At 67.2% G+C, this 24,182-nt stretch carries 32 protein-coding genes and 1 other RNA gene; 21 read left to right on the plus strand and 12 right to left on the minus strand.

Annotation, left to right across the window (positions count from 1 at the left end):
* Positions 1-52 precede the first annotated feature (52 nt).
* Positions 53-811, plus strand: coding sequence for a HesA/MoeB/ThiF family protein (locus THPRO_RS11395; RefSeq protein ID WP_065089663.1), 759 nt, complete (start codon positions 53-55; stop codon positions 809-811).
* Positions 812-820: 9 nt separating this feature from the next.
* Here the strand turns inward: THPRO_RS11395 and hslO are convergent, their stop codons facing one another.
* Genes hslO through gatC form a run of 4 tightly spaced genes read right to left on the minus strand, consistent with a single transcriptional unit; the run spans position 821 to position 5,021 of the window.
* Complete coding sequence (hslO, locus tag THPRO_RS11400) at positions 821-1,729, minus strand: Hsp33 family molecular chaperone HslO (protein ID WP_065089664.1); 909 nt, start codon at positions 1,727-1,729, stop codon at positions 821-823.
* Positions 1,730-1,784: 55 nt separating this feature from the next.
* Positions 1,785-3,221: an Asp-tRNA(Asn)/Glu-tRNA(Gln) amidotransferase subunit GatB gene (gene gatB, locus THPRO_RS11405; RefSeq protein ID WP_065089665.1), complete on the minus strand. Its 1,437-nt coding sequence runs from the start codon at positions 3,219-3,221 to the stop codon at positions 1,785-1,787.
* 33 nt (positions 3,222-3,254) lie between these two features.
* On the minus strand, positions 3,255-4,709 hold the full coding sequence (gene gatA, locus THPRO_RS11410) for an Asp-tRNA(Asn)/Glu-tRNA(Gln) amidotransferase subunit GatA (protein WP_065089666.1): 1,455 nt from the start codon (positions 4,707-4,709) through the stop codon (positions 3,255-3,257).
* 24 nt (positions 4,710-4,733) lie between these two features.
* Positions 4,734-5,021, minus strand: coding sequence for an Asp-tRNA(Asn)/Glu-tRNA(Gln) amidotransferase subunit GatC (gatC, locus tag THPRO_RS11415; protein ID WP_038091783.1), 288 nt, complete (start codon positions 5,019-5,021; stop codon positions 4,734-4,736).
* Positions 5,022-5,172: 151 nt separating this feature from the next.
* On the opposite strand from gatC, the gene THPRO_RS11420 reads away from it, so the two are divergent.
* The 5 genes from THPRO_RS11420 to rnd are packed head-to-tail and all read left to right on the plus strand — an operon-like array spanning position 5,173 to position 9,117.
* Positions 5,173-6,204, plus strand: a complete 1,032-nt coding sequence (locus THPRO_RS11420) for a rod shape-determining protein (RefSeq protein ID WP_038091785.1) — start codon at positions 5,173-5,175, stop codon at positions 6,202-6,204.
* Positions 6,205-6,261: 57 nt separating this feature from the next.
* Positions 6,262-7,128 carry a rod shape-determining protein MreC gene (mreC, locus tag THPRO_RS11425; RefSeq protein WP_269085380.1) on the plus strand — a complete coding sequence of 289 codons (867 nt, stop codon included), beginning with the start codon at positions 6,262-6,264 and terminating at the stop codon, positions 7,126-7,128.
* A complete protein-coding gene (mreD, locus tag THPRO_RS11430; protein WP_038091787.1) occupies positions 7,125-7,613 on the plus strand; it encodes a rod shape-determining protein MreD in 489 nt (162 codons plus the stop codon). Before mreC ends, mreD begins: the two co-directional genes overlap by 4 nt.
* Before the next feature lie 23 nt (positions 7,614-7,636).
* Positions 7,637-7,930, plus strand: a complete 294-nt coding sequence (locus THPRO_RS11435) for a DUF1244 domain-containing protein (protein WP_038091789.1) — start codon at positions 7,637-7,639, stop codon at positions 7,928-7,930.
* Between the two features lie 5 nt (positions 7,931-7,935).
* Entirely contained in the window at positions 7,936-9,117 is a 1,182-nt protein-coding gene (gene rnd, locus THPRO_RS11440; RefSeq protein ID WP_052064540.1) for a ribonuclease D, read from the plus strand.
* A 14-nt stretch (positions 9,118-9,131) separates the two neighbouring features.
* Here rnd and THPRO_RS11445 read toward each other — a convergent pair whose 3' ends face one another.
* The gene (locus tag THPRO_RS11445; RefSeq protein ID WP_038091790.1) at positions 9,132-9,620 is read right to left on the minus strand and encodes a Crp/Fnr family transcriptional regulator; all 489 of its coding nucleotides are present in this window, start codon (positions 9,618-9,620) and stop codon (positions 9,132-9,134) included.
* A 91-nt stretch (positions 9,621-9,711) separates the two neighbouring features.
* Between THPRO_RS11445 and THPRO_RS11450 the strand changes: the two genes are divergently transcribed.
* Positions 9,712-10,176 (plus strand): DUF6231 family protein, encoded by a 465-nt coding sequence (locus THPRO_RS11450; RefSeq protein WP_052064541.1) that lies wholly within the window; start codon positions 9,712-9,714, stop codon positions 10,174-10,176.
* Positions 10,177-10,243: 67 nt separating this feature from the next.
* A complete protein-coding gene (locus tag THPRO_RS11455) occupies positions 10,244-10,486 on the plus strand; it encodes a BolA family protein (RefSeq protein ID WP_038091791.1) in 243 nt (80 codons plus the stop codon).
* 4 nt (positions 10,487-10,490) lie between these two features.
* On the opposite strand, the gene THPRO_RS11460 is transcribed toward THPRO_RS11455, so the two are convergent.
* Positions 10,491-10,865, minus strand: coding sequence for a hypothetical protein (locus THPRO_RS11460; RefSeq protein WP_145930847.1), 375 nt, complete (start codon positions 10,863-10,865; stop codon positions 10,491-10,493).
* Between the two features lie 87 nt (positions 10,866-10,952).
* Here THPRO_RS11460 and THPRO_RS11465 point away from each other — a divergent pair, with 87 nt between their 5' ends.
* From THPRO_RS11465 to THPRO_RS11480, 4 genes are all read left to right on the plus strand, one after another.
* On the plus strand, positions 10,953-11,372 hold the full coding sequence (locus tag THPRO_RS11465; RefSeq protein ID WP_038091797.1) for a hypothetical protein: 420 nt from the start codon (positions 10,953-10,955) through the stop codon (positions 11,370-11,372).
* A gap of 38 nt (positions 11,373-11,410) precedes the next feature.
* On the plus strand, positions 11,411-11,878 hold the full coding sequence (locus tag THPRO_RS11470) for a hypothetical protein (protein ID WP_038091886.1): 468 nt from the start codon (positions 11,411-11,413) through the stop codon (positions 11,876-11,878).
* A 61-nt stretch (positions 11,879-11,939) separates the two neighbouring features.
* A complete protein-coding gene (locus tag THPRO_RS11475) occupies positions 11,940-13,157 on the plus strand; it encodes an HDOD domain-containing protein (protein ID WP_038091800.1) in 1,218 nt (405 codons plus the stop codon).
* Between the two features lie 85 nt (positions 13,158-13,242).
* Positions 13,243-13,728: an FKBP-type peptidyl-prolyl cis-trans isomerase gene (locus THPRO_RS11480; protein ID WP_038091803.1), complete on the plus strand. Its 486-nt coding sequence runs from the start codon at positions 13,243-13,245 to the stop codon at positions 13,726-13,728.
* A gap of 12 nt (positions 13,729-13,740) precedes the next feature.
* Here THPRO_RS11480 and THPRO_RS11485 read toward each other — a convergent pair whose 3' ends face one another.
* Genes THPRO_RS11485 through THPRO_RS11505 form a run of 5 tightly spaced genes read right to left on the minus strand, consistent with a single transcriptional unit; the run spans position 13,741 to position 18,403 of the window.
* A complete protein-coding gene (locus THPRO_RS11485) occupies positions 13,741-14,934 on the minus strand; it encodes a UbiH/UbiF/VisC/COQ6 family ubiquinone biosynthesis hydroxylase (RefSeq protein WP_065089667.1) in 1,194 nt (397 codons plus the stop codon).
* Positions 14,931-16,160: a 2-octaprenyl-6-methoxyphenyl hydroxylase gene (gene ubiH, locus THPRO_RS11490; RefSeq protein WP_065089668.1), complete on the minus strand. Its 1,230-nt coding sequence runs from the start codon at positions 16,158-16,160 to the stop codon at positions 14,931-14,933. Before ubiH ends, THPRO_RS11485 begins: the two co-directional genes overlap by 4 nt.
* Positions 16,157-17,506 carry a Xaa-Pro aminopeptidase gene (pepP, locus tag THPRO_RS11495; RefSeq protein ID WP_038091806.1) on the minus strand — a complete coding sequence of 450 codons (1,350 nt, stop codon included), beginning with the start codon at positions 17,504-17,506 and terminating at the stop codon, positions 16,157-16,159. The genes ubiH and pepP overlap by 4 nt, the downstream gene beginning before the upstream one ends.
* Before the next feature lie 31 nt (positions 17,507-17,537).
* Complete coding sequence (locus THPRO_RS11500; RefSeq protein WP_038091808.1) at positions 17,538-18,089, minus strand: UPF0149 family protein; 552 nt, start codon at positions 18,087-18,089, stop codon at positions 17,538-17,540.
* Positions 18,089-18,403: a hypothetical protein gene (locus THPRO_RS11505; protein ID WP_052064542.1), complete on the minus strand. Its 315-nt coding sequence runs from the start codon at positions 18,401-18,403 to the stop codon at positions 18,089-18,091. Before THPRO_RS11505 ends, THPRO_RS11500 begins: the two co-directional genes overlap by 1 nt.
* Before the next feature lie 122 nt (positions 18,404-18,525).
* Between THPRO_RS11505 and THPRO_RS11510 the strand changes: the two genes are divergently transcribed.
* From THPRO_RS11510 to THPRO_RS11540, 7 genes are all read left to right on the plus strand, one after another.
* Positions 18,526-18,759 (plus strand): TIGR02449 family protein, encoded by a 234-nt coding sequence (locus THPRO_RS11510; RefSeq protein WP_038091899.1) that lies wholly within the window; start codon positions 18,526-18,528, stop codon positions 18,757-18,759.
* Entirely contained in the window at positions 18,756-19,085 is a 330-nt protein-coding gene (locus THPRO_RS11515; protein WP_082954623.1) for a cell division protein ZapA, read from the plus strand. The genes THPRO_RS11510 and THPRO_RS11515 overlap by 4 nt, the downstream gene beginning before the upstream one ends.
* A 16-nt stretch (positions 19,086-19,101) precedes the next feature.
* A non-coding RNA gene (gene ssrS, locus THPRO_RS11520) (6S RNA) lies at positions 19,102-19,285 on the plus strand.
* Between the two features lie 12 nt (positions 19,286-19,297).
* Positions 19,298-19,903 carry a 5-formyltetrahydrofolate cyclo-ligase gene (locus THPRO_RS11525; RefSeq protein ID WP_038091904.1) on the plus strand — a complete coding sequence of 202 codons (606 nt, stop codon included), beginning with the start codon at positions 19,298-19,300 and terminating at the stop codon, positions 19,901-19,903.
* A 50-nt stretch (positions 19,904-19,953) separates the two neighbouring features.
* Entirely contained in the window at positions 19,954-20,406 is a 453-nt protein-coding gene (locus tag THPRO_RS11530; RefSeq protein WP_065089669.1) for an EVE domain-containing protein, read from the plus strand.
* Between the two features lie 5 nt (positions 20,407-20,411).
* Positions 20,412-21,089, plus strand: coding sequence for a glutathione S-transferase family protein (locus THPRO_RS11535; RefSeq protein WP_038091908.1), 678 nt, complete (start codon positions 20,412-20,414; stop codon positions 21,087-21,089).
* Positions 21,090-21,115: 26 nt separating this feature from the next.
* Positions 21,116-21,451 carry a hypothetical protein gene (locus THPRO_RS11540; protein WP_038091812.1) on the plus strand — a complete coding sequence of 112 codons (336 nt, stop codon included), beginning with the start codon at positions 21,116-21,118 and terminating at the stop codon, positions 21,449-21,451.
* 37 nt (positions 21,452-21,488) lie between these two features.
* On the opposite strand, the gene ilvA is transcribed toward THPRO_RS11540, so the two are convergent.
* On the minus strand, positions 21,489-23,000 hold the full coding sequence (gene ilvA, locus THPRO_RS11545) for a threonine ammonia-lyase, biosynthetic (protein WP_038091814.1): 1,512 nt from the start codon (positions 22,998-23,000) through the stop codon (positions 21,489-21,491).
* Positions 23,001-23,106: 106 nt separating this feature from the next.
* Here ilvA and rpiA point away from each other — a divergent pair, with 106 nt between their 5' ends.
* Both rpiA and THPRO_RS11555 read left to right on the plus strand, forming a co-directional pair.
* Positions 23,107-23,763 carry a ribose-5-phosphate isomerase RpiA gene (gene rpiA / locus THPRO_RS11550; protein WP_038091816.1) on the plus strand — a complete coding sequence of 219 codons (657 nt, stop codon included), beginning with the start codon at positions 23,107-23,109 and terminating at the stop codon, positions 23,761-23,763.
* Positions 23,760-24,182 (plus strand): GNAT family N-acetyltransferase, encoded by a 423-nt coding sequence (locus THPRO_RS11555; protein ID WP_236717306.1) that lies wholly within the window; start codon positions 23,760-23,762, stop codon positions 24,180-24,182. Before rpiA ends, THPRO_RS11555 begins: the two co-directional genes overlap by 4 nt.

Here is a 24,182-nt window from a genome sequence, read left to right on the forward strand (position 1 = left end):
CGCCTGCCGCCGGTGTAGCATCGACGGCCCGACCACGCCTGCATGCCAAGAGATGGACGACGACCAGCTGCTGCGCTACAGCCGCCACATCATGCTCAAGGAGCTCGGCTATCCCGGCCAGCTGCAGCTGCTCGAATCGAGCGCGCTCGTGGTCGGGCTCGGCGGGCTGGGTTCGCCGGCCGCGCTGTATCTCGCCGCCGCCGGGGTCGGCCGTCTCTCGCTTGCCGACTTCGACACCGTCGACGGTTCCAACCTGCAGCGCCAGATCGCCCACCGCACGGCCGACATCGGCCGCGCCAAGGCGGACTCGGCGGCCGACGCGGCGCTCGCCCTCAACCCGGAAATACAGATACGCCGGCTGCGTGAGCGCCTGTCCGAGGAGGCCCTGCGGGCGGAAATCGGGGCGGTGGACGTGGTGCTCGACTGCACCGACAACTTCGAGGCCCGCGACCTGCTCAACCGGCTATGCGTGGAGACCGGCACCCCGCTGGTGTCCGGCGCCGCCATCCGCTTCGACGGACAGGTCAGCGTGTTCGACCCGCGGCGCGAGGACAGCCCCTGCTATCGCTGCCTGTACCCCGAGGGCACGGACGAGGACGACACCTGCAGCAACCGCGGCATCCTCGCGCCCGTGGTCGGCATGATCGGCACCCTCCAGGCCGTGGAGGCGCTCAAGCTGCTTGCCGACGTCGGCGAAAGCCTGTGCGGCAGGGTGCTGCTGCTCGACGGCCTGAGGATGGAATGGCGCAGCATCCGGCTGCGGCGCGATCCGCAGTGCCCGGTGTGCGGGAGCCGGCACGCCGCCGACTGACGCCGGCGCTCAGTGCTCGGTGCGCGGTACCGGCGGTTGGCCTGCGGCCGAGAAGATCGCCGCCGCGTCGACCGCGTCGAAGCCGTAGTGCGCACCGCAGAATTCGCAGTCGACGTCGACCCGCCCCTGTTCGGCGAGGATGTCCTCGACCTCCTCCCGACCCAGCCCGCGCAGCATCCCGACCACGCGCTCGCGTGAGCAGCTGCAGTGGAAACCGACCGGCTCGCGCTCGAACAGGCGCACGTCCTCCTCATGGTACAGCCGATGCAGCAGATCCTCCACCGGCAGACTCAGCAGCTCCTCGGCGGTGACGGTCTCGGCCAGGGCCACGGTGCGTTCCCAGGCATCGGCATCCGGCACATCGCCGGGCAGCGCCTGCAGCAGCAGCCCGGCCACGCCGTGCTCCCCGGCCGCCAGCCACAGGCGCGTGGGCAGCTGCTCGGAGCGATCGAAATAGTCGCGCAGCGCATCGCCGAGGCCTGCGCCCTCCAGCGCGACGATGCCCTGGTAGCGCTCGCCGCCCTGGCCCGGGTCGATGGTCAGTGCGAGATGACCGCGCCCGCACAGCGATTCCAGCGGGCCGGGAACCGGTTCGCCCTGCCAGTGCGCCAGTCCGCGCAGCGTGCGCCGCCCGTGGCCCTCGGCCTCGCCGCTGCGCGCGCGGCCGACCTGCGCCTGGGTCACCAGCATGGGCACGTGCCCGTCGCCCTTGATCTGCAGGGTCAGCGAACCGCTGAACTTGATGGTCGCCGAGAGCAGCGCGGTGGCGGCCAGCGCCTGGCCGAGCAGGTCGCTCACGGCCTCGGGATACTCGGCGCGCTCGCGCAGCGCCTGCCAGGTGGCGTCGAGGTGGACCCATTCGCCGCGCACGTGGGTGCGCTCGATCAGGAATCGGTGCAGGCTGTCGCGTTCGGTCATGGTCGTGGCGTTCCCGCGCCGCGGCTAGGCGGCGCGGCGCTCGTGTGATGTGGGGTCAGCCCGCCAGCTTGCGCTTGAGCAGCTCGTTGAGCTGCTGCGGGTTGGCCTTGCCCTGGGTGGCCTTCATCGCCTGGCCGACGAAAAAGCCGAACAGCTTGTCCTTGCCGCCGCGGTACTGTTCCACCTGCGCCGGGTTGGCGGCGATGATCTCGTCGATGATCGCCTCGATGGCCGAGGTGTCGGTGATCTGCTTGAGCCCGCGCGCCTCGATCACCGCGTCGGCGTCGCCTTCGCCGGCCCACATCGCCTCGAACACTTCCTTCGCGATCTTGCCGGAGATGGTGTTGTCCTCGATGCGTGCCAGCAGGCCGCCGAGCATGGCCGCGCTGACCGGGCTGTCGGCAATCTCGCGGTTGTCCTTGTTGAGGAAGGCGGAGAAATCGCCCATCACCCAGTTGGCCGCCAACTTGGCATGGCCGCCGCAGGCCTGGACCACGGCCTCGTAGTAGTCGGCCAGTTCGCGGCTGGCGGTGAGCACGCCGGCATCGTAGGCGGACAGGCCGTGATGGGTCATGAAGCGGTGCTTCTTCTCGTCCGGCAGCTCGGGCAGCGCCTCGCGCACGGATTCCAGGAAGGCGGGATCGATGACCAGCGGCAGCAGGTCCGGGTCAGGGAAGTAGCGGTAGTCGTTCGCCTCTTCCTTGGAACGCATGGAGCGCGTCTCGTCCTTGTTCGGGTCGTACAGGCGCGTCTCCTGCACCACCGAACCGCCCCCCTCGATGATGTCGATCTGGCGCTCGATCTCGTGGTTGATCGCACGCTCGACGTAGCGGAAGGAGTTGAGGTTCTTGGTTTCGGTGCGCGTGCCGAACTCGCGCTGACCCTTGGGCCGCACGGAGACGTTGGCGTCGCAGCGAAACGAACCTTCCTGCATGTTGCCGTCGCAGATGCCGAGGTAGCGCACCAGGGTGTGGATCTTCTTCATGTAGGCGACCGCCTCCTTGGCCGAACGCATGTCCGGTTCGGAGACGATTTCCAAGAGCGGGGTGCCGGCGCGGTTGAGGTCGATGCCGGTGGCGTTGGCGAAGTCCTCGTGCAGCGACTTGCCGGCGTCCTCCTCGAGGTGCGCGCGGGTCACGCCGATGGTCTTGGTCTCGCCGTCGTCCAACTCGATCTCGACCTGCCCCCGGCTGACCACGGGCAGTTCGTATTGCGAGATCTGGTAGCCCTTGGGCAGATCGGGGTAGAAGTAGTTCTTGCGCGCGAACACCGAGCGTTCGGCCACGCTGGCGCCGATGGCGAGCCCGAACTTGGCGGCCATGCGCACCGCCTCGGCGTTGAGCACCGGCAGCACGCCGGGCAGGCCGAGATCGACGGCGCAGGCCTGGGTGTTGGGGGCCGCGCCATAGGCGGTGGCCGCGCCGGAGAAGATCTTGCTGCGGGTGGCGAGCTGGGCGTGGATTTCCAGCCCGATGACGACTTCCCATTCCATAGCGTCGTTACCTGAAAGTGCGGTGTCTGCGGCTCATGCGAAGCCGTGCGGGATACGGGTGTGCCAGTCGGTGGCCTGCTGGAAGCGATGCGCCGCGTTGAGCATGCGCCCTTCCTCGAAGTAGTTGCCCACGATCTGCAGGCCCACCGGCAGGCCGTCGGCGAAGCCGGCGGGTACGGACATGCCCGGGAGCCCGGCGAGATTCACCGCGATGGTGTAGATGTCGGACAGATACATGCTCACCGGGTCGTCCACCTTCTCGCCGATGCGAAAAGCCGTGCTCGGGCTGGTCGGGCCGAGAATCAGGTCGACCGATTCGAAGGCGCGGCGGTAGTCCTCGCTGATCAGCCGGCGCACCTTCTGCGCCTTGAGGTAGTAGGCGTCGTAGTAGCCGGCCGAAAGTGCGTAGGTGCCGACCATGATGCGCCGCTTGACCTCGTCGCCGAAGCCCTCGCCGCGCGAGCGCTCGTAGAGATCGGTAAGGTCCTTCGGGTTCTCGCAGCGGTGGCCGAAGCGCACGCCGTCGAAGCGCGACAGATTCGACGAGCATTCCGCCGGCGCGACCACGTAATAGGCCGGCACCGCCAGATGCGTGTTCGGCAGGCTGACTTCGCGCACCTCGGCGCCGAGCCCGCGGAACACCTCGACCGCGGCCTCGATCGCCGCCGCCACGCCGGTATCCAGCCCCTCGCCGAAATACTCCTTGGGCAGGCCGATGCGCAGGCCCGCGAGATCGGCGTCGAGACCGGCCGCATAGTCGGGTACCGGGCGGTCGATGCAGGTGGAGTCGCGCGGATCGAAGCCGGCCATCGCGCCAAGCAGCAGCGCGCAGTCCTCGGCGGTGGCCGCGAACGGGCCGGCCTGATCGAGGCTCGAGGCGAAGGCGACCATGCCCCAGCGCGACACGCGTCCGTAGGTCGGCTTGATGCCAGTGACGCCGCACATCGAAGCGGGCTGGCGGATGGAGCCGCCGGTGTCGGTACCGGTCGCCGCCGGCGCAAGGCGCGCGGCCACGGCGGCGGCCGAACCGCCCGAGGAACCGCCCGGAATGCGGTCGGTGTCCCAGGGGTTGCGCGCGGGGCCGTAATGGCTGTTCTCGTTCGACGACCCCATGGCGAACTCGTCCATGTTGGCCTTGCCGAGCATCACCATGCCGGCATCGCGCAGACGCTCGACCACGGTGGCGTCGTACGGCGCGACGAAGTTGTCGAGCATGCGCGAACCGCAGGAGGTGCGCACGCCGTCGGTGCAGAACAGGTCCTTGTGCAGCAGCGGGATGCCGGTCAGCGGGCCGGCCGTGCCGGCGGCGATGCGTGCGTCGGCCTCAGCGGCCTGGGCCAGCGCCTGTTCCTCGGTGACGGTGATGACGGCGTTGAGGCCGTCGCGGTGTTGCCGGATGCGATCGAGGTACAGACGCGTCAGCTCGACGCTGCTGATCTCGCCCGCGGCCAGCGCCCGGGACAGTGCTGCGATGGTTTTCGTGTGCATGCGGATTCCGTGGGGTTTACGGGCTTACTCGATGACCTTGGGCACCAGGTACAGACCCGCCTCGACGGCCGGCGCGATGGCCTGGAAGCGCTCGCGGGCATCGGGCTCGGTGACCGCGTCGGGGCGCAGGCGCTGGGTCGCATCCTGCGGATGCGCCATCGGTTCGACGCCCTCGGTGGGCGCGGCCTCGAGCTGCTCGACGAAGTCGAGTATCGAGGACAGGTCGTGCGCATAGGCCTCGACGGCGTCGGCGGCGAGCGCCAAACGCGCAAGATGTGCGATGCGCCGAACCTCGTCGGGAGCAAGGGACATGGTGGACCAACCTCGTGAACGAATTGAAATGCGGGGCGCAAGGGCTGGAAAACTACCACAAACCCGCCTTGCTCAAAACCCACCCTGTTGATAGAGTACCGCGATTCCACAATCCCGCCTCACGGCCACTATCCCAAATCCTGCCTACGCAATGTTCGGTTTCCTTTCCAACGATTTGTCGATCGACCTGGGCACAGCCAATACCCTCATCTACATGCGCGGCAAGGGCATTGTGCTCAACGAACCCTCCGTGGTCGCCATCCGCCAGGACCGCAACGGCGGCATGCGCTCGGTCGAGGCCGTGGGCACGGACGCGAAGAAGATGCTGGGCCGCACGCCGGCCAACATCACCGCCATCCGCCCGCTGAAGGACGGCGTCATCGCCGACTTCACCACCACCGAGAAGATGCTGCAGTACTTCATCAAGAAGGTGCATCAGAACCGCTGGTTCCGGCCCAGCCCCCGCGTGGTGGTCTGCGTGCCCTGCGGCGCCACCCAGGTCGAACGCCGCGCGATCCGCGAATCGGTCTCGGGTGCCGGCGCGCGCAAGGTGTTCCTGATCGAGGAACCGATGGCCGCGGCCATCGGCGCCGGCATCCCGGTGGACGAACCCAAGGGCGCGATGGTGCTCGACATCGGCGGCGGTACCTCCGAGGTTGCCGTGCTGTCGCTTAACGGCATCGTGTATTCCGCCTCGGTGCGCATCGGCGGCGACAAGTTCGACGAGGCCATCGTCAACTACGTGCGTCGCAACTACGGCATGCTGATCGGCGAAGCCACCGCCGAGCGCATCAAGTTCGAGATCGGCTCCGCCTACCCCGGCCGCGAACTGCGCGAAATCGAGATCAAGGGCCGCAATCTCGCCGAGGGCGTGCCGCGCAGCTTCACGCTCAACAGCAACGAGATCCTCGAGGCGCTGCAGGAGCCCCTGTTCGGCATCGTCGGCGCGGTCAAGACGGCGCTTGAGCAGACCCCGCCCGAACTCGGCGCCGACGTCGCCGAACGCGGCATCGTGCTGACCGGCGGCGGCGCGCTGCTGCACGACCTCGACCGCCTGATCATGGAAGAAACCGGTGCGCCGGTGGTCATCGCCGACGACCCCCTGACCTGCGTGGCGCGCGGCGGCGGGCGCGTGCTGGAGATGATCGACGAGCACGGCGCGGATTTCCTCGCAGTCGAGTAATCGCGCCGACAAGCCTGCAGACGGGGAGCGCCAGGCATCAAGCAGCCACTGTTCAACCTGGGCCCCACGCAGCACCTCAAGCTGGTGCTGCTGATCGCGCTGTCCGTCGCCCTGATGACCGCCGACCAGCGCCTTGCGGCGCTGCGCGAGGCGCGCAGCACGCTGGAATACGTCGTCTACCCGCTGCAGATACTGGCCAGCCTGCCCAATCGTGCCGGCCATTGGCTGGGTGAAGCCTTCAGCAGCCATACCCAGCTCATCGAGAGCAACCGCCGACTGCGTCGCGACAATCTGCTGCTGGAGGCCAAGCTGCAGAAATTCCAGGCACTGGCCAGCGAGAACGCTCACCTGCGCCAGTTGCTCAATGCCTCCGAGCACGCCAACGAAAAGGTCAAGATTGCCCGTCTCGTGTCGATCGACCTGGATCCGTACAGCCAGCGCGAGCTGATCAACCAGGGTAGCCGCAACGGCGTCTACCGCGGCCAGCCGGTCATCGACGCCACTGGTCTGATGGGGCAGGTGATACAGGTCGGGCCGTTCAACGCGCAGGTGCTGCTGATCGCCGATCCGAGCAGCGCGGTGCCGGTGATCGACACCCGCAGCGGCTTGCGCCTCCTGGCCATCGGCACCGGTCAGCCCGACGCCCTGGACGTGCGCAGCGCACCCGTCAACGCCGATATTCGCGTTGGCGACCTGCTCAGCACCTCCGGACTCGGCGAACGCTTTCCCCCGCACTACCCCGTGTGCCAGGTGACTCAGGTTCGCCGCGAGCCGGGCGACCCGTTCGCCAAGGTCCTGTGCCGGCCGACCGCCCAACTGGACCGTCACCGGGAAGTCCTGCTGCTCTGGTACCACCCGGCGCACAAACCGGATGCGGCGGAAACCGAGCCCGCGACTCCCGAACGGCACGGAAAACACAAATGACCACTCCGGTCAGGCGCAATCTGGGCATTCTGCTCACGCTCGTCATTGCCCTCAGCCTGAGCGTGATCGCCATGCCGGCGGCATTGACCGCCACCCGTCCCGAATGGGTGGCCATGGCGATCATCTACTGGAGCATGGCACTGCCGCGACGCGTCGGCCTGGGTACCGCGTGGGTCACGGGGCTGCTGCTCGACGTCCTCACCGGCTCCCTGCTCGGCCAGCACGCCCTGGCGCTCACCGTCGTCGCCTACCTGAGCATCCGCACCCACCAGCGCGTTCGCGTCTATCCCTTGTGGCAGCAGTCGATCGCCGTCGGCCTCATGCTGGTGGTCTACCGCATACTGCTGCTTTGGGTATACGGCATCACCGGGCACGCGCCCGACCAGCGCGCGTACTGGATTCCCGTACTCACCAGCATGCTGCTGTGGCCGCTGATCTTTCTGCTGCTGCGCCACATCCGCCGGCGTCTGCACCTTACCGGCTGAACGCCTTTCTCCAGGAGCAAACCATGGACGAACAGACCCGCACCGAGATCGAGGCCGCCGCCTTCCGGCGTCTCGTCGAACACCTGCGCGAACGAACCGACGTGCAGAACATCGATCTGATGAACCTTGCCGGCTTCTGCCGCAACTGCCTGTCCAAATGGTACAGCGCCGCGGCCGTCGAGCACGGGCAGGATGTCGATTACGAGGCCGCACGGGAAATCATCTACGGCATGCCCTATGCCGAGTGGAAGGCACGCTACCAACGCGAGGCCAGCTCCGAGCAGCAGGCCGCCTTCGCGAAGACGCAACAGGGTTGAGGGCCATGGACAGCGCCGTCGCCCAGCGGGTACCCAACGAGCAGGATCTTTACGTCGACACACCCGACGCGCTGGCGACGCTGGCAGAGCGCCTGAACGATACGCCTTGGCTGGCAGTCGACACCGAGTTCCTGCGCGAGAAGACCTATCGCGCCCGCCTGTGCCTGATCCAGATCGCGGCGCCCGGCATCGTGGCCTGCATCGACCCGCTGGCGCTGCCGGATCTCGACCCGCTGCGCCCGCTGTTCCGCGCCCCCGGCGTCGTCAAGGTATTGCATGCCGCGCGCCAGGATCTGGAGATCCTCTATCAGCTCTGGGACGAAATACCGGCACCGGTATTCGACACCCAGATCGCAGCCGCACTCCTCGGTCACGGTGAACAGATCGGCTACGGCAGGCTGGTGGCCGAGACCCTGGACGTGACGCTCGAGAAAGGGCATGCACGCACCGACTGGTCGCAGCGCCCGCTGGATCCGGCGCAGATCCACTATGCGGCCGACGACGTACGCTATCTGGGCGAGCTCTACGCCATGCAGCATTCCGCCCTTGTCGCGCGCGGCCGCCTGAGCTGGCTGGATGACGATTTCCGCCGTCTGGGCGAGCCAGCCACTTACGTCACCGATCCCGAGGATGCGTGGCGACGGCTCAAGGGCGTCAACCATCTGCAGGGCGTGCAACTGAGCATCGCCCGGGCGCTGGCCGCCTGGCGCGAACGTCAGGCGATGGATTCAGACCGCCCGCGCCGCTGGATACTCGCCGACGAACCGCTGCTCGACATCGCCCGGCGGGCACCGGCGTCCCGTCCGGCGCTGCAGCAGATCAGAGGGCTGCCGGAGACGGTCGTCGCCCGCCACGGCGAGGCCCTGTTGGAAATCGTGGCGCTGGCCGTCGCGCGGCCCGAATCGGAATGGCCGGCGCTGGACGAACGCCTGGTGCTGACCCCCGAGCAAGAGGCGTTGAGCGATCTGCTGATGGCTGCCCTGCGCCTGGAGGCGGGACGCCAGGATATCGCGCCGGCGCTGCTGGCCACCCGTCGCGAGCTGGAGCGTCTGGCCGGCGGAGACCACGATCTGCCGGTCATGCAGGGCTGGCGCGCGCACGTGGTCGGTCACACGCTGCGCGCGGTTATCGAAGGCCGCCTCATCGTTCGCATCAGCCAGGGGCAGGCCAGCCTCGTACCCGCCTGATCCGGGGCCTGCGGCTACTTCTTGCCGGGAGCGAAGTAGTAGTCGGTCAGCACGGCCACGTCGGTACTCATCTCGCGGATCAGGTGGTCGAGGCTGACGATGGCGTATTCGAGGAAATTGACGGTGATGAAGGGCTGCTCGACGCGCATGCGCTCGTACATCGGCCGCGACAGTTTGAGCAGTCGAGTCTGGTTGCGCGTGGCGCGCATGCGGGTTAGCCGCGGCTTGCGGTCGAAAAACGACATCTCGCCCATCAGTTCGCCCTGACGCCGCCGCCCGACCTCGGTTTCCATCGTGCCGGTATCGTAGAGCAGCACGATTTCGCCCTCGACCACGAAGAACAACGCCTCGCCGACGTCGCCGATCTCCATGACCACCTGGCCACGGTCGAAATACACCTCCTCGGTGAATTCGAGTATTTTCTCGACCTCCTTCGTCGTCAAGGAGGCGCACAGCCCATGTTCGCTGAGAAACTGGACGAGATCGTCTACCTTTTTCTGCATTATGGCGGCTCCCCTGACAGTCAGTCGTGTCCGGCGCGAGTATACCTGAAGCGCTCGCATGCATCCCCAGCCCCTCGCAGGAGCACCACCGATGTCCGACCCTCTCGCGGACCTTGAAAGACTCGCCTCGACACACCCTGCCGACGCGTTGCTGCTGATCGCGCCCGCCGACCATCCGCTGAGCCGGCGCTTGGCTGCAAGCGGCATCCGGCCATGCGCCGACGCCCGGAGGCTGCTCGACCACCCGCCGCCTCGGCGCTACCCCCTCGTACTGATTGCCGGGAGCCTCGAAACGCTGTCACGCACGGCCGGAGAGCGCCTGATCGCCGCACTGCGGGACATCCACGCCGACACGCTTTATTGCCTGGTCGATGCCGATACATGGCCGGCGCCCGACATGGCCGCCCTCGGGCTGCGTGCCGTGGGTGTCTATCCGCGCGCAGCAGGCCGGCTCGCGCTCTATCATTTCGATCTCTACGATTACAAGCGCACGCCCGATTGGCTCAATGCCCGTTTCTGGGCCCACCCCGAACGCTGGGACAAAACCCGTTGGTAAGCGGGGGCGCTTGCGTCCGGAAGGAACTGGTGTAAGCTTTGCCGCCCGCCCATCCGACGAGGACGACATGACCCCGGAACACGTCAAGACACTGATCGAACAGGGCATCCCCGGTTGCCAGGCCATGGTCAGCGGCGACGGAAGCAAATTCGAAGCCATCGTCGTCAGCGACGCGTTCGACGGACTGAGCCCGGTGAAGGAGCATCAGCTCGTATTCGCCACCGTCAACGAGCACATCGCCAGCGGCGCCATACATGCACTGACCATCAAGGCCTACACGCCAGTCGAATGGGCCTCCAGAAGCGCCTGAGACCCTACTGCAGCCGACCGCCCGGCGCGGCCCGCCCCAGCTCTCGACCGACCCGTTCGTCCGGCACCGCAAAACCCTCGAGCGCATCGTCGATCAGCCGGGCCACCGGTTCGGCCATGAAACTGCCGGCCATCCCCAGCACGACCCGCTCGGCGCCGCTCAACGTCACCTCACCGGCCGATTCCGCTTCCATCAACCGGATACCCAACAGGTGGATCGCGGCCAGATTCATGTCCAGCGAAAACAGCAGGCCGTTGCGCAGGGCGTCGCCCTCGTCGCGTTCGGCCAACTGCGCCCGCAAGGACTTGAGCGTCGCGGACACTTCGCTCAGGCAGCCCCGCATCACGTTGATGATCATCCGTCCCCGGATCGCTTGCATAAGCTTGCATACTCCCGTGAAACTGTCGGTACCGACCGCACCGGCGGCCGCCGGCTAGTCTACCCACACGCGACGCTGCAGGCATCCATGCTGACACCCAAGGGACGCGAGGAAATCCTCAATCTCATCGAATCCGATCTCGTCGACGGCTGGGACGAGGCCGATCGCGCACTCCGAAACGTGCTCCGCATGCTGCTCACCCTGCGCCCCGACCTGGTCAAATTGTACTTCGTCCCCGCCGCCTGGCAGCGGATAGCCGACCTCGAACGTCGGCAGGCGGCTGCGGTCATCCTGGCGGCGATGAAAGCCGCGGTCGTGGAGGCCAATGCCGTGCCGCCGATCGCCGGATGGGCGCAGGCCCGCTTCTACCTGGACACTCGCGTCACGCGCTTTGCCGACATGGCCCGGGACTGGTGCGCGGCCAACCCCGACGCCTGCCCGGAACGGCTGCGCCCATCCGGCAGCCGGCGCGCGCTGCCCGCCGCGTCCGGCAGTCGTCTCGCATGAACGCGACCGAGGCGCTGCAAGGCTGCCTGACCGTCGGCATGCTCGCGCCCGACGCCCCAGGCCTTCTGCTTGGCCGCTACGGCCTGCATCTGCAATGGCTTCCGGATGATGCCGACATCCCCGGCAGTTACTGGGGCGCGCCCGAGGCCGGGCTGGTCGGCGACACCGTGCTGGTGCGCAACGACACGCCGGTGCACTCCCTGTTGCACGAATTCGCGCACGTGATCTGCATGGATACGCCCCGACGCCGGCATTTGCACACCGATGCCGGCGGCACGGACACCGAGGAATGCGCGGTGTGCTACCTACAGATACTGCTGGCGGACGAACTGCCTGGCGTCGGGCGTGCACGGCTGATGCGCGACATGGACGCCTGGGGCTACAGCTTTCGCCTTGGCAGCACGCGCCAATGGTTTCTGCACGATGCGGCCGAGGCCCGCGAGTGGCTGCTGGCACACGCGCTGATCGACCGCCGGGAACGCCCGCAAGCCTGCCTGCGCCCCTGACACCCTTGGCAGCAGCCCCCGGATAACCGATGATTGCCTTCTGATATCAAGAAGCGACCCCATGCCTATCCTGCTCGAAGAAATCGACGACCTGATCCCCATCGCCGAACTCAGCCCGGAGAACCGCAACCGATTGGCGGAGAAGGGTCAGATCGTCTCGCTCAAGCCCCGCCAGTCGCTGGACGGGGCCGGCAGCGACCGCTGGCTGATCTACCTGCTCGACGGCCAGCTGGCCATCAAACGCCCCAACGGACAGGAATCCATCGCCAGCGGCACGCCGCGCGCCAAACGCCCCTTGTTCAGCGACGAGCGCCCCGGGTCGGCGGTCGCGCAGAGCGCCTGCCGTCTGCTGCGTCTCGACCGTCGGCTGTTCGAGATCATCCTGCGCGAACAGCGCGAGGGCGATTACCAGGTCGAGGACACGCCGATCAGCGAAGAGGAAGGCACTCTGCTCGCGCACATTCTGCGCTCGCTGAACAGCGGCAATCTGGAACTGCCCAGCATGCCCGAGGTGGCGCTGCGCATCCGCGATGCCACGCTGCGCCCGGAGATCAGCCTCAAGGACATCGCCAAAATCGTGCAGATCGATCCTGCGGTCGCCGCCGGCGTTCTGCGTGCGGCCAATACCGCGGCACGGCACGGCGCCCAGCCGGCGACCACGCTGCCGGACGCGGTGGTCCGGCTGGGTCTGGAGACGACACGGTCGCTAGCGATCAGCCTCGCGCTGACGACCGTCTTCCACACCAAGCAGGCCGCCGTCCGTCAGCGCATGCACGCGCTATGGGAACATAGCGTACACGTGTCTGCGCTCTGTCAGACCCTGGCCGAGCGCTGCGCACCCGCGCTCGAACCCAGCCACGCCATGCTCGCCGGGCTACTGCACGACATCGGCGCCATTCCCATTCTCCAGCACGCCGAACGCTACGGCCTGCTGGGCGATGCCGAGCGTCTCGAATCCGCGATCGTCAACCTGCGCGTGCCGGTGGGCATGCTGATCGTCGATCACTGGCAGCTCAACAGCGACCTGCAGGCGGTCATCCAATGCGCCGAAGACTGGAAACGCGGTTCGGGATCGGAACCCGATTACGCGGATCTCGTGGTCGCGGCGCAGCTGATGCTGCCCGCGCAACAGGGCGTGCGCGACACGCGCCCGCCCCTGGATGAGGTCCCCGCGTTCGCTCGGCTCGGCCTCGCACCTTCCACGCCCGAGCGCATGCGCGAGTTCCTGGACGATGCGCAGCAGGACATCGACGAAATCAAGCATCTGTTGGGTGGCTGAGGCGGCCCCGCACGGCCCGCGCGCTGTGCAGGCCGCCACGCATCACGTAAACTCGCAAGGACATACATGTCCAGAGACCGCATCGATGCAAATCAGCAACAACACCGTCGTCACCATCGACTACACCTTGACCGATGACGCCGGCGAGGTGATCGACAGCTCCCGCGGGGGCGAACCCATGGCCTACCTCCATGGCGCGCGCAACATCATCCCCGGCCTGGAAGCCGCGCTCGAGGGCAAGAGTGCCGGCGATGTGATCAATGTTCACGTCGAACCCGACGACGCCTACGGACCGCACCACGAAGGCCTGATCCAGGCGATCGACCGCTCCATGTTCGAGGGTGTGGACACGCTTGAGGTCGGCATGGAATTCCACGCCCAGGCGAACGATGGCAGCATGCAGGTCGTGCGCATCGTTTCGGTGGACGGCGACGACGTCACCATCGACGCCAACCACCCGCTGGCAGGCATGCCGCTCAACTTCGACGTCACCGTGGTCGACGTGCGCGATGCCACCGAGGAAGAGCTGTCGCACGGCCATGTGCACGGCCCGGGCGGCCACGCACACTGAGATCGGCGGCGCCTAGACCCGATCGGCCCTGCTGGGCGGACCGCCGCCCAGCAGGGCACGCGCGGCAAGGCGGCGCTTGAGCGGCGGCAAGCCGCCCGCGAGCGCCAACCCCTGCCCGCGTAGCCAGCCCAGCCCGGGAAGTCGGCTGCCGAATATCTGCTTGAAGCCCTCCATGACCCGCATCGCGCCCTCGTTCTCGGCGCGGCGGGCACGCTCGTAGGCGCGCAACACCCTCAGGCTGCCGATATCGCGGCGCGTATCCGCCAGCCGCTCGGCCAGCACGGCCACATCCATGAACCCCAGATTCACCCCCTGTCCCGCAAGCGGATGGATGGTGTGCGCCGCATCGCCGACCAGCGCGATGCGCGGGCGGACATAGGGGCGCACGCGGCTACCGACCAGAGGGAACGCGGCGCGCGGACCGATTCGCGCGACGCAACCCAGGCGCAGCGCCGTCGCGCGCCCGAGTTCGAGCCGGAAATCGTCGTCGGAAAGCGCCATCAGGCGATCCGCCACCTCGCTGTCCGCGGACCAGACCAACGAACTGCTGCCGTCGGCCAGGGGCAGCAGGGCGACCGGGCCGGTCGCCAGAAACCGTTGCCAGGCGGTAGCCTGGTGTGGCCGCTCGGTCATCAGGGTCGCCACGATTGCCTTTTGGCCGTAAGGACGCTCCTCGCGTTCGATGCCGGCCAGCGAACGCACCCGCGACCGCGCGCCGTCCGCGCCCACCACTAGCGCCGCGCTCAATTCGCGTCCGTCGGCCAGCATCAGCCGCACCCGCGCCGCGTCGACCGTCATCGATTCGAGAGCTGCCGGGCAGTATTCGGTCACGCCTTCGAGGGCATCGCCCAACGCTTCCTGGATGACCCGGTTTTCGATGATGTGGCCGAGATCCGGTTCACCGATTTCGGCCGCATCGAAGGTGATCGCACCCGTGCCGCCAGCGTCCCAGACGTGCATGCGCCGATAGGGGCTGACACGCCGTTCGAGCATGGCGCGCCAGGCATCAAGCTGCTCGAACAGCCGTTGCGAGGCGCGGTTGATCGCCGATACGCGCAGATCGTAGGGTTCGTCGCCGCGCCAGGGGCGCGGCGCATGCGCTTCGACAAGCGCCACGCGACGTCCCTGACGACCGAGCGCCCGGGCGAGCGCGGTGCCGACCATACCGCCGCCGATGACCACGACCTCGTAATGCTCGACGCTCATGCCCCCAGCTCCGCACCGGCAGGCGGCCGCGTGGGTGCGACGGCCCCGTACAGGCCCATGTGCTGGCGCGCCAGCAGCCGGTTGAGGTCGGGCAGGCAATCGGCGGCGACCAGCCCCAGGCTGCGCAGAAATCCCGGCAATGGGCGCTGCCCGGAGAACAGGCGCACCATCGCGTCGGTAAGGCTGACCACGGTACGCATGTCGCCTTCGCGCATGCGCGCATACCGCGCCAGCACGCCCGGCGCTCCCGGATCCGCGGCCCCCTCCAGCGCCCGGGCAAGCGCCTCCACATCGCGCAACGCTAGGTTGAACCCCTGCCCCGCCACGGGATGGAGGGTATGCAGCGCATTGCCGGCGAGCGCCACGCGCCCGCGCGAGGTTTCCAGCGCCCGGGTCAGCCCCAAGGGGTAGGACGCGCGCTGCCCGACGGCCTCGATACGCCCCAGGCGCCAGCCAAAGTGCTGCTGCAATGCGGCCAGGAAACACCCGTCATCGAGCGCCAGCGCCGCCTCGGCATCCACCTCGCGATGGGTCCACACCAGCGAGTAGCGCGCACCGCCCATCGGCAGCATCGCCAGCGGCCCGTCCGCCGTAAAGCGCTCGTAGGCCCAGCCGGCACGCGGCCGCGAAACGCTGACGTTGGCGATCAAAGCCACCTGCCCGTAGGCACGGGTCTCGACCGGGATGCCCGCCCGTTCGCGCATCGGCGAAGCGGTACCGTCGGCTGCGATCACCAGACGCGCACGCAGGCGCTGGGCCGGCACCGCGTCCACCAGCCGGACCTCGACACGGTCATCGTCGCCCTGCGGCTGCAGGAGGTCGGCCACCCTCGCCGGCGCCAGCAGCTCGACCCCTTCGGCCTGCTGCAGCCTCGGCAGCAGTGCCGCGCCGATCGCACGATTGGGCGCGACGTAACCGAGCGCACGCACACCCTGTTCGGCGGCATCGATATGCGCCGCGCCGAACCGCCCGCGGTCGCTGACATGAATATGGGCGATCGGCGCCGCCTCCGCCTGCAGCGCCGGCCAAACATCGAGGCGTTCCAGCAGATGACGGGAACCGAGCGCGAGCGCCGTGCTGCGATCGTCGTAGCTCGGCTGCCCTGGCGAACCGTAGGGCCGCGCCTCGAGAATGCCGATCCTGCGACCCGGGGCGGCCAGGGCAACGCCGAGGCTGGCGCCGACCATGCCGCCACCGACGACCAGAATGTCGAAATCCGGATTCATGCCCGCCGTCGCGCCGGCGCCGCCGTGGCGGCGGGCGCCAGGCTACCGACCAGCGCCTCGATCTCGTCAACCGCCTTGGGCATCGCCTCGGTCAGTACCTCGCAACCCTTTGCGGTGATCAGCACATCGTCCTCGATACGGATGCCGATGTTATGGAAACGCTTAGGGACATCGCGCGCGGGCGATATGTATAGGCCGGGCTCGACGGTAAGTGCCATGCCCGGCTCCAGCAGCCGCCATTGCCCGTCGACCTTGTATTCGCCGACATCGTGCACGTCGAGCCCGAGCCAATGTCCGGTGCGGTGCATGTAGAAACGCTGGTAGGCGCCTTCGCGGATGAGTTTCGCCGCCTGGCCCTTGAGCAGACCGAGCTCGACCAGGCCGCGGGTCAACACGCGCACGGCAGCCGCGTGGGGATCGTTCCAGTGATTGCCGGGCCGAGTCTTCTTGATGGCCGCACGCTGCGCTTCGAGCACGAGTTCGTACAGCTCGCGCTGAGCCGGCGAAAAACGCCCGTTGACCGGGAAGGTACGCGTGATGTCGCTGGCATAGCCGGCATATTCGGCGCCGGCATCGATCAGTAGCAGATCGCCGTCGCGCAGAGGGGCATCGTTGTCCACGTAATGCAGGATGCAGCCGTTTTCGCCGCCGCCGACGATGGACTGGTAGGCCAACTCGGCCCGGTGCCGACGCGCCGTGTAGATGAATTCGGCCTCGATCTCGTATTCGTGCAGGCCCGGCCGGCACATACCCATCATGCGTCGATGCCCCTCGATGGCGATCTCCGCCGCCCGCCGCATCAGCTTGAGCTCGGCAGCCGATTTGAAAAGGCGCATTTCGTGCAGCAGGTAGTCCAGCGAGACGAACTCGTGGGGCGGCTGGCGGCCGGAGCGCGATTGCGCGCGCAGACGGTTGATCCAGTCCATGAGTTGCCGGTCGAATACGGCGTCGCGTCCCATGCTGTAGAACACGCGGTCTCGATTCTCCAGCAGTCCTGGCAGGATGTCGTCGATATCGGCGATCGGAAACGAGTCGTCGGCGCCGTAGCACTCGACGGCACCCGCCTGGCCGGCCCGGCGCCCATGCCAGGTTTCCTGCGCAGGATCCCGCTCGCGGCAGAATAGTATGTATTCCCCCTGTGGGCGGCCGGGAATCAGCACCGCCACGGCCTCCGGTTCCGCGAAGCCGGTCAGATACAGGAAGTCGCTATCCTGGCGATAGCGGTAGTCCGCATCCCGGTTGCGCAGCCGGACCGGTGCCGCAGGCAGAATCGCGATGCCGCGCCCGCCGATCTGGCGCATCAGTTGACGTCGGCGGCGGGCAAACTCTGCGGCGGGAAGATTCATGATGGACTCCTGGGTAAGGGGTGCCCCAACCTCAGTGCAGGCCGGGCAGCGGCGTTCTGGGCTGCAGCTCATCGAACAGCAACAGCACCCCGACACGGACGTATTCAAGCAGCTCGGCGTAATCGGCCTCGCTCTCGTCGTAGGCGACCATCTCGGGCGACACCTGCGCGATCTGGCCGAGATCGTCGACGAATTCACGCGCGTGTTCGGGCAAATCCGCGAGGCGCTGGGGCGTCAGGCCCGCCAGCACCAGCGCCGTGCTGAAGCCGTAGCACCACTCGCCGAGCGCTTCGACGCGCAGCCCGAGCGCGGTATTGTCGTCGGGCAGCAGGGGCTGGAAGGACAGATCGGCATCGTCGAGGGCGCTGCGCGTCTCCCGGTACAGATTCGACAGTGCCTCGCGGCAGGCGGGCGCGTCGGCACCGCCGACACCTTCGAGCATTTCGTGCGTCCAGGCCACCTCTCCGCCGGCCTCATGGATCGCAAGGCGACCGCACAAGGCGCCATGGCCCTCGGCCGCCCCCATGGCCGCCCCCGCACCGCGCAGGATCTCGTCCAGCGATTCGAAGTGCACGTTCGTCATCAAAAGGCCTCGATGCGCGCCTCGTAGGGAAAAAGGATGAAGCGGTAGACCGATTCGCCAATCTGCAGATGGGTGAATTCGGGCGCACCGATGAGCATGCGTCCATCACCCACCTGAGAGCGCCCCGAGATGCCGAAACGGCCGTCCTCGATCAGCTGTTCGAGCAATGCCCGCAGTTCCGGCAACGGCACGGTGCCTGTATTGTCGACGATCCGGCAGGGCTTGCCGTTGCGCGCCTGTCCGTCGATGACGCACGCGTCCGGCGACAACGGGTTGGCCTGGAAGAAATCCTGCGGGTCCGAGGATCGGTTCATGTCAGCGTGTAACGTTCTGCTACTGGCGAATAGGCCATGTTAACACTCGCCTGTCGGGGCAGGCATCCCCATGGTCGCGCCCATGGTTGACCCTGTTCGGCGGGCATGCCTATATTTGGCGAATGAGCGATACGCCCTCCACCGCCGGCTACGAGAACGCACTGCGCGAGCTGGAGCGGCGCGTCATCGCGCTGACGGCGCTGTGCGAACAGCAACACAAGGAAAATCTGGCGCTCAAGCGCCAGCTGCAGACCCTGCAGCATGAACGCAGCGGACTGATCGAGAAACACGAACTCGCCAAGCACCGTGTCGAGGCCATGATCGGGCGTCTCAAGAACCTGGAGGAGATGCCTTGAGTCAGGTTTCCGTGAGCGTGCACATACTCGAACGCGAATATCAGGTCATGTGCGAGGAGGACGAGCGCGAGGCGCTGGTCGCCTCCGCCCAGGCCCTCAACGGACGCATGCGGGACATCCGCTCGACCGGCCGCATCGTCGGCGGCGAGCGAATCGCGGTGATGACCGCGCTGAATCTGATCCACGAGCTGATGCAGCAGAAAACCGCGCAGTCGCTGTCGGATCGGGCGCTGGCTGCACGCCTGCAAAGCCTGGACGCCACCGTCGCGGTCACCCTCGAGCGCATCGGCGCGACGGAAACTAACGGCACCGCACAGGGCTCGTGATATAGTGGGCGCCAGGACACCTCTGTGGTGTTCGTGAGTGACCGGGTAGTACCCTTGAGCCTAGTTTTTTACCCGGGGAGCCGGTTTGCGGAGAACATGCGCATGTCCGCGCTTTGCGGAAAGCCTACGTTCGCTGCCGACGCTCCCACTTGAACCCCTGGTTCAAGGTCGAAGGTCACCACGGCACCTACGGAGCGTGTCCTCTTTTTTCCATGATTGCGCGCGACCGACTCCGCAGCACCCTCAGACGCCGGCGCGCCGCCCTTTCCGCGGCCGAACGCCAGCTCGCCGCGCAGCGCGTCGCCAGGCATCTTGTCAAAACTCCCTGGTTCCGCGCCGCACAACGCATTGCGGGTTATCACGCGGTCGGCGGCGAACTCGATGCCGGCCCGGCGCTACTGGCCGCCCTCGCGGCCGGCAAGCAGGTCTATCTGCCCGTGCTCGCGCCGGATGGACGGCTCTGGTTCCAACGCTGGCATCCACGCATGCCCATGCGCCGCAACCGTTTCGGCATCCCCGAACCCGCCGCCCACCCCCGACATCGACTGGAAGCACGCGCGCTGGATCTGGTGCTGACGCCGCTGGTCGGCTTCGACCGCGCGGGCAACCGGCTTGGCATGGGGGGCGGCTTTTACGACCGCACATTCGCCTATCAGCGCCTTCATCGACGCTGGCGCCGCCCGCCGCTGATCGGGCTCGCCTACGACTTCCAGGAGGTCAATATCCTGGCGAGCGAACCCTGGGACGTCCCGCTCGCAGGCATCGTCTTGCCTGCCGGCGCCCGGCGACTGGAAACCGGCGCCGCTGGCTTGCCATAGCGCACCTTGGTTTATACTGCCGGCCACTTGCATCACGAAACGGCGGACCCATGCAGTACTGGCTGATGAAATCCGAACCCGAGGCCTTCGGCATCGACGACCTGGAGCGGGTCGAACGCGAACCCTGGGACGGCATCCGCAACTATCAGGCACGCAACTTCATGCGCGACGACATGCGCCCGGGCGATCTCGCGCTGTTCTACCACTCCAACGCCGACCCTACCGGTGTGGCCGGTATCATGCGCATCGCCGGCGAGGCGCGCCCCGACCCCACGGCCTTCGACCCCGAAGCCAAGTACTACGACCCCAAGAGTCGCCAGGATGCACCGCGCTGGTATCTCGTGGACGTCGAATTCGAGCGCAAGCTCGGCCGCATCATCACCCTGGCGGAACTGCGCGCGCGCCCGGAACTGGCCGACATGCCCCTGTTGCGCAAGGGCAACCGGCTGTCCATCCTGCCGGTGGATAAGCGCCACTGGGATGCGATCCTGGCCCTGGAATAGGCATGGTGCCGACGCTCTATCATTTCTGGTCTTCGCCCGAGTCGCAGCGCGTGCGCCTCGCGCTCGGCTACAAGGGCGTGGATTATGCGGATCAGGCCCTGGCCTACGACGACGACGAGACCTTCTTCGAGCTTGGCGTCGCGAGACAGGTGCCGCTGCTACGCCTCGACGACGGACGACTGTTGACCGACTCGACCGATATCCTGTGGCGGATCGACGAATTCTTCCCGGACGGGCCGACGCTGGTCTCGGGGCGGATCGACGCAGCGGCCTGGACGGCGCTGCTCGAATGGCGCGTGCGCGTGCACCACGTGCTGGAAAGGCTCTATGCGCCGATCCGCCCGGCCTATCGCGACATCGGCGGCGATCCCGCCATCCTGGCGGCCTACAAGGCCGAGGTCGAGGCGCGTTTCGGCATGTCGCTGGAAGCGCTGGCCAACGACCGTTACGATGGCTACGCACAACTGCGCCAGCTCTCGCGTCTCGACGAACTGGCGCGGCATCTGGCGCAAAGGCGCTTCTACATGGGCGAGATCAGCATTGCCGACCTGCTGCTCGCGGCCGATCTCTACCCCATTCAGATTCATGACGGCATCGCGCTGCCGATCGACCTCATGTATTACCTGCAACGCGTCGGCGAGACCTGCGCTACGCCACTGTCCGAAGGGCAGCTCGCAACCTGAGCCCCGCCACGCAAAGGAGATTTGCCATGACCTTATCGGAACTGCTGACCTATCTGGACCGCCATAGCGGCTATCCGATACTCGACGGCACTCCCGCCGAGACCTTGGGCAAGGCCCGAACAGACGGGCATGCCAACGCCTATGCCGGCGAGATCGTCGCCTGTCTGGCCGAACGCCTCGCCATCGACGACGCCGACGCGGCGCTGCCCGAACGGGTGCAGGTGATCAATTCGCTAGGGCGGCTGCGCCTCAAGTACATGGCAGACGACGCCCCGGTCGAAGGCTTTCGGATCGTGGAAAAGGTGATCGCAACCATCGACTCGGCCTTCAACGAAGAGGCCTTGGCGCAGAAGGGGCGCTAGTGCCTGTCACCCCGTCGCGTAAACAGACCCTGGACGCTTAGGCCAGGAACAGCCGGTAGGCGGGGTTCTGGGTTTCCTCCCAGTGGGGGTAGCCCAGGTCCTCCAGAAAGTTCGCGACCAACGGCTTTTCCTCCGGCGGCACCTGCATGCCGATCAGTACGCGGCCGTCCGCGGCGCCGTGATTGCGGTAGTGGAACAGGCTGATGTTCCAGGCCGCGCCCATGCGCAGCAGGAATTCCAGCAGCGCCCCCGGGCGTTCCGGGAACTCGAAGCGGTACAGCATTTCGTTGTCCGCCAGCGGCGCTCGCCCGCCGACCATATAGCGCATGTGCAGCTTCGCCATCTCGTTATCGGTGAGATCGAGTACCGGATACCCCTTCGCCTCCAGACGCTCGACGATGGCCTTGCGCTCGGCATCGCCCTCGCTCAGCCGGATGCCCGCAAACACCTGCGCGGTATCCGGGTCGGAATAGCGGTAGTTGAACTCGGTGATGGCGCGGCGGCCTAGCACGCGGCAGAACTTGCGGAAGCTGCCGGGACGCTCGGGCACCGTGACGGCCAGCAGGGCCTCGCGGCGCTCGCCGATCTCGGCGCGCTCGGACACGTGCCGCAAGCGGTCGAAATTCATGTTCGCGCCGCTGTTGATCGCCACCAGCGTGCGATCCACGGCGCCTTCGCGCGCAACCCAACGCTTGAGCCCGGCCAGCGCCAGCGCGCCGGCCGGCTCGGAAATTGCCCGCGTTTCGTCGAAGATGTCCTTGATGGCCGCGCAGATCTCGTCCGAATCGACCAGCAACACCTCGTCGACATACTGCTTGGCGAGACGGAAGGGTTCGCGCCCGACCTCGCGAACGGCGGCGCCGTCGGCGAATATGCCCACCTGCTTGAGCCTGACGCGCCGGCCCCTGCGCAGCGCCGCATGCATGGAAGCCGCATCGTCCGGCTCGACGCCGATGATCCGCGTCTGCGGGCTGAGCGACTTGAAATAGGCCGCGATCCCGGCGATCAGGCCGCCGCCCCCGACCGGCACGAAGATAGCGTCGATGGGATCGCGATGCTGGCGCATCAGCTCCACGGCGATGGTGCCTTGACCGGCAATCACGTCCGGATGGTCGAACGGCGGGATGAAGACCAGTCCCTCTTCGGCCACCAGTTTCTGCGTGTGCGCGAACGCCGCATCGAAATCGTCGCCCTCGAGCACCGCCTTGGCGCCGTGGGCGCGCACTGCGTCGACCTTGATGGAGGGCGTGGTGCGCGGCATGACGATGACCGCACGCACACCCAGATGGCGCGCGGCCAGCGCCACGCCCTGCGCGTGATTGCCGGCGGAAGCGGTGATCACGCCACGCGCGCGGTCGGCCTCGCTGAGGTTGACGATCATGTTGTACGCGCCACGCAGCTTGAAGCTGTAGACCGGCTGCAGATCCTCGCGCTTGAGCAGCACCTGATTGCGGATGCGCCGGGAAAGGCTCTGCGCCGCATCCAACGGCGTTTCCCGCGCCACGTCGTAGACCTTGGCGGTCAGGATGCGTCGTACGTAATCGTCCATCGGCGCACGATACAGGCCGCGCCGACACCCCGCAATAGGCCCCCGCTTCCGGCCGCTCGCCCGATCCGGGTATGATGCCGAAAACCACCAAGGACCTGGAGTACAGATGGATCAGGACGCAATGAAACGCGCCGCGGCCGAAGCCGCGCTGGCCTATGTCGAGAACGGCATGGTCGTCGGTGTCGGTACCGGCTCCACGGCGAATCACTTCATCGATCTGCTCGCCGGCATCAAGGGCCGCATCGACGGCACCGTGGCCAGCTCGGAAGTTTCCGCGCAGCGTCTCAAATCGCACGGCATCCCCGTGTTCGACCTCAACGCCGTCGGCGCGCTGCCGCTGTACGTGGACGGCGCCGACGAAGCCACCCGCCAGCTGCACCTGATCAAGGGCGGCGGCGGCGCGCTCACCCGCGAGAAAATCGTTGCCGGCGCCAGCGAGCGCTTCGTGTGCATCGCCGACGAGAGCAAGCTGGTCAGCTATCTCGGCCGCTTCCCCCTGCCGCTCGAGGTCATTCCCATGGCGCGCAGCTTCGTCGCCCGCGAGCTGGTTCGACTGGGCGGGAAGCCGGTGCTGCGGGAAGGCTTCACCACCGACAACGGCAACCTGATCCTCGACATCCAGAACCTCGAGATCATGGACCCGGTCAAGCTCGAAGGCGAGCTGAACATGATCCCGGGCATCGTCACCGTGGGCCTGTTCGCCGCGCGTCCCGCCGACGTGCTGCTGCTGAGCACCGCCCAGGGCATCGAGACGCTCAAGTGAATCGCATCCGCGAGGCGCACAGCGACGAGGACATCGCTCGCGGCTTCGCGGTGATGTCGCAGCTTCGCCCGCACCTGGCGGCGGACGAATTCGTGACGCGCGTGCGCCGCCAGATGGCGGGCGGATTCCGCCTGGCGCTGCTGGAGGACGAGGGCGACGTGCAGGCGGTCGCGGGCTTCCGGCTGAACGAAAACCTGGCGATCGGCCGTTTTCTCTATGTCGACGACCTGGTGACCGACCAGACCGCACGCTCGCAGGGACACGGCCGCCGCCTGCTCGAATGGCTGGAGCAGACCGCCCGAGAAGCGGGTTGCAGCCAACTGGTGCTCGACTCGGGGGTGCAGCGCTTCGACGCGCACCGCTTCTACCTGCGCGCCGGCTACGCCATCCGCTCCCATCATCTGAGCCGCATGCTCTAG

The sequence above is a fragment of the Acidihalobacter prosperus genome (genome assembly GCF_000754095.2).
GTDB classification, from domain to species: domain Bacteria; phylum Pseudomonadota; class Gammaproteobacteria; order DSM-5130; family Acidihalobacteraceae; genus Acidihalobacter; species Acidihalobacter prosperus.

Coding starts and splice junctions, on each gene's coding strand:
- gatB (WP_065089665.1), bottom strand. CDS start 3,221: ATGGAATGGGAAGTCGTCATCGGGCTGGAAATCCACGCCCAGCTCGCC.
- THPRO_RS11450 (WP_052064541.1), top strand. CDS start 9,712: ATGTCCGACCCTCTCGCGGACCTTGAAAGACTCGCCTCGACACACCCT.
- THPRO_RS11420 (WP_038091785.1), top strand. CDS start 5,173: ATGTTCGGTTTCCTTTCCAACGATTTGTCGATCGACCTGGGCACAGCC.
- THPRO_RS11540 (WP_038091812.1), top strand. CDS start 21,116: ATGACCTTATCGGAACTGCTGACCTATCTGGACCGCCATAGCGGCTAT.
- hslO (WP_065089664.1), bottom strand. CDS start 1,729: ATGACCGAACGCGACAGCCTGCACCGATTCCTGATCGAGCGCACCCAC.
- THPRO_RS11475 (WP_038091800.1), top strand. CDS start 11,940: ATGCCTATCCTGCTCGAAGAAATCGACGACCTGATCCCCATCGCCGAA.
- THPRO_RS11455 (WP_038091791.1), top strand. CDS start 10,244: ATGACCCCGGAACACGTCAAGACACTGATCGAACAGGGCATCCCCGGT.
- THPRO_RS11395 (WP_065089663.1), top strand. CDS start 53: ATGGACGACGACCAGCTGCTGCGCTACAGCCGCCACATCATGCTCAAG.
- THPRO_RS11485 (WP_065089667.1), bottom strand. CDS start 14,934: ATGAGCGTCGAGCATTACGAGGTCGTGGTCATCGGCGGCGGTATGGTC.
- THPRO_RS11530 (WP_065089669.1), top strand. CDS start 19,954: ATGCAGTACTGGCTGATGAAATCCGAACCCGAGGCCTTCGGCATCGAC.
- gatC (WP_038091783.1), bottom strand. CDS start 5,021: ATGTCCCTTGCTCCCGACGAGGTTCGGCGCATCGCACATCTTGCGCGT.
- rnd (WP_052064540.1), top strand. CDS start 7,936: ATGGACAGCGCCGTCGCCCAGCGGGTACCCAACGAGCAGGATCTTTAC.
- THPRO_RS11460 (WP_145930847.1), bottom strand. CDS start 10,865: ATGCAAGCGATCCGGGGACGGATGATCATCAACGTGATGCGGGGCTGC.
- THPRO_RS11445 (WP_038091790.1), bottom strand. CDS start 9,620: ATGCAGAAAAAGGTAGACGATCTCGTCCAGTTTCTCAGCGAACATGGG.
- THPRO_RS11505 (WP_052064542.1), bottom strand. CDS start 18,403: ATGAACCGATCCTCGGACCCGCAGGATTTCTTCCAGGCCAACCCGTTG.
- gatA (WP_065089666.1), bottom strand. CDS start 4,709: ATGCACACGAAAACCATCGCAGCACTGTCCCGGGCGCTGGCCGCGGGC.
- THPRO_RS11435 (WP_038091789.1), top strand. CDS start 7,637: ATGGACGAACAGACCCGCACCGAGATCGAGGCCGCCGCCTTCCGGCGT.
- pepP (WP_038091806.1), bottom strand. CDS start 17,506: ATGAATCTTCCCGCCGCAGAGTTTGCCCGCCGCCGACGTCAACTGATG.
- THPRO_RS11480 (WP_038091803.1), top strand. CDS start 13,243: ATGCAAATCAGCAACAACACCGTCGTCACCATCGACTACACCTTGACC.
- THPRO_RS11525 (WP_038091904.1), top strand. CDS start 19,298: ATGATTGCGCGCGACCGACTCCGCAGCACCCTCAGACGCCGGCGCGCC.
- mreD (WP_038091787.1), top strand. CDS start 7,125: ATGACCACTCCGGTCAGGCGCAATCTGGGCATTCTGCTCACGCTCGTC.
- THPRO_RS11500 (WP_038091808.1), bottom strand. CDS start 18,089: ATGACGAACGTGCACTTCGAATCGCTGGACGAGATCCTGCGCGGTGCG.
- THPRO_RS11510 (WP_038091899.1), top strand. CDS start 18,526: ATGAGCGATACGCCCTCCACCGCCGGCTACGAGAACGCACTGCGCGAG.
- THPRO_RS11465 (WP_038091797.1), top strand. CDS start 10,953: ATGCTGACACCCAAGGGACGCGAGGAAATCCTCAATCTCATCGAATCC.
- ilvA (WP_038091814.1), bottom strand. CDS start 23,000: ATGGACGATTACGTACGACGCATCCTGACCGCCAAGGTCTACGACGTG.
- rpiA (WP_038091816.1), top strand. CDS start 23,107: ATGGATCAGGACGCAATGAAACGCGCCGCGGCCGAAGCCGCGCTGGCC.
- THPRO_RS11470 (WP_038091886.1), top strand. CDS start 11,411: ATGCTCGCGCCCGACGCCCCAGGCCTTCTGCTTGGCCGCTACGGCCTG.
- ubiH (WP_065089668.1), bottom strand. CDS start 16,160: ATGAATCCGGATTTCGACATTCTGGTCGTCGGTGGCGGCATGGTCGGC.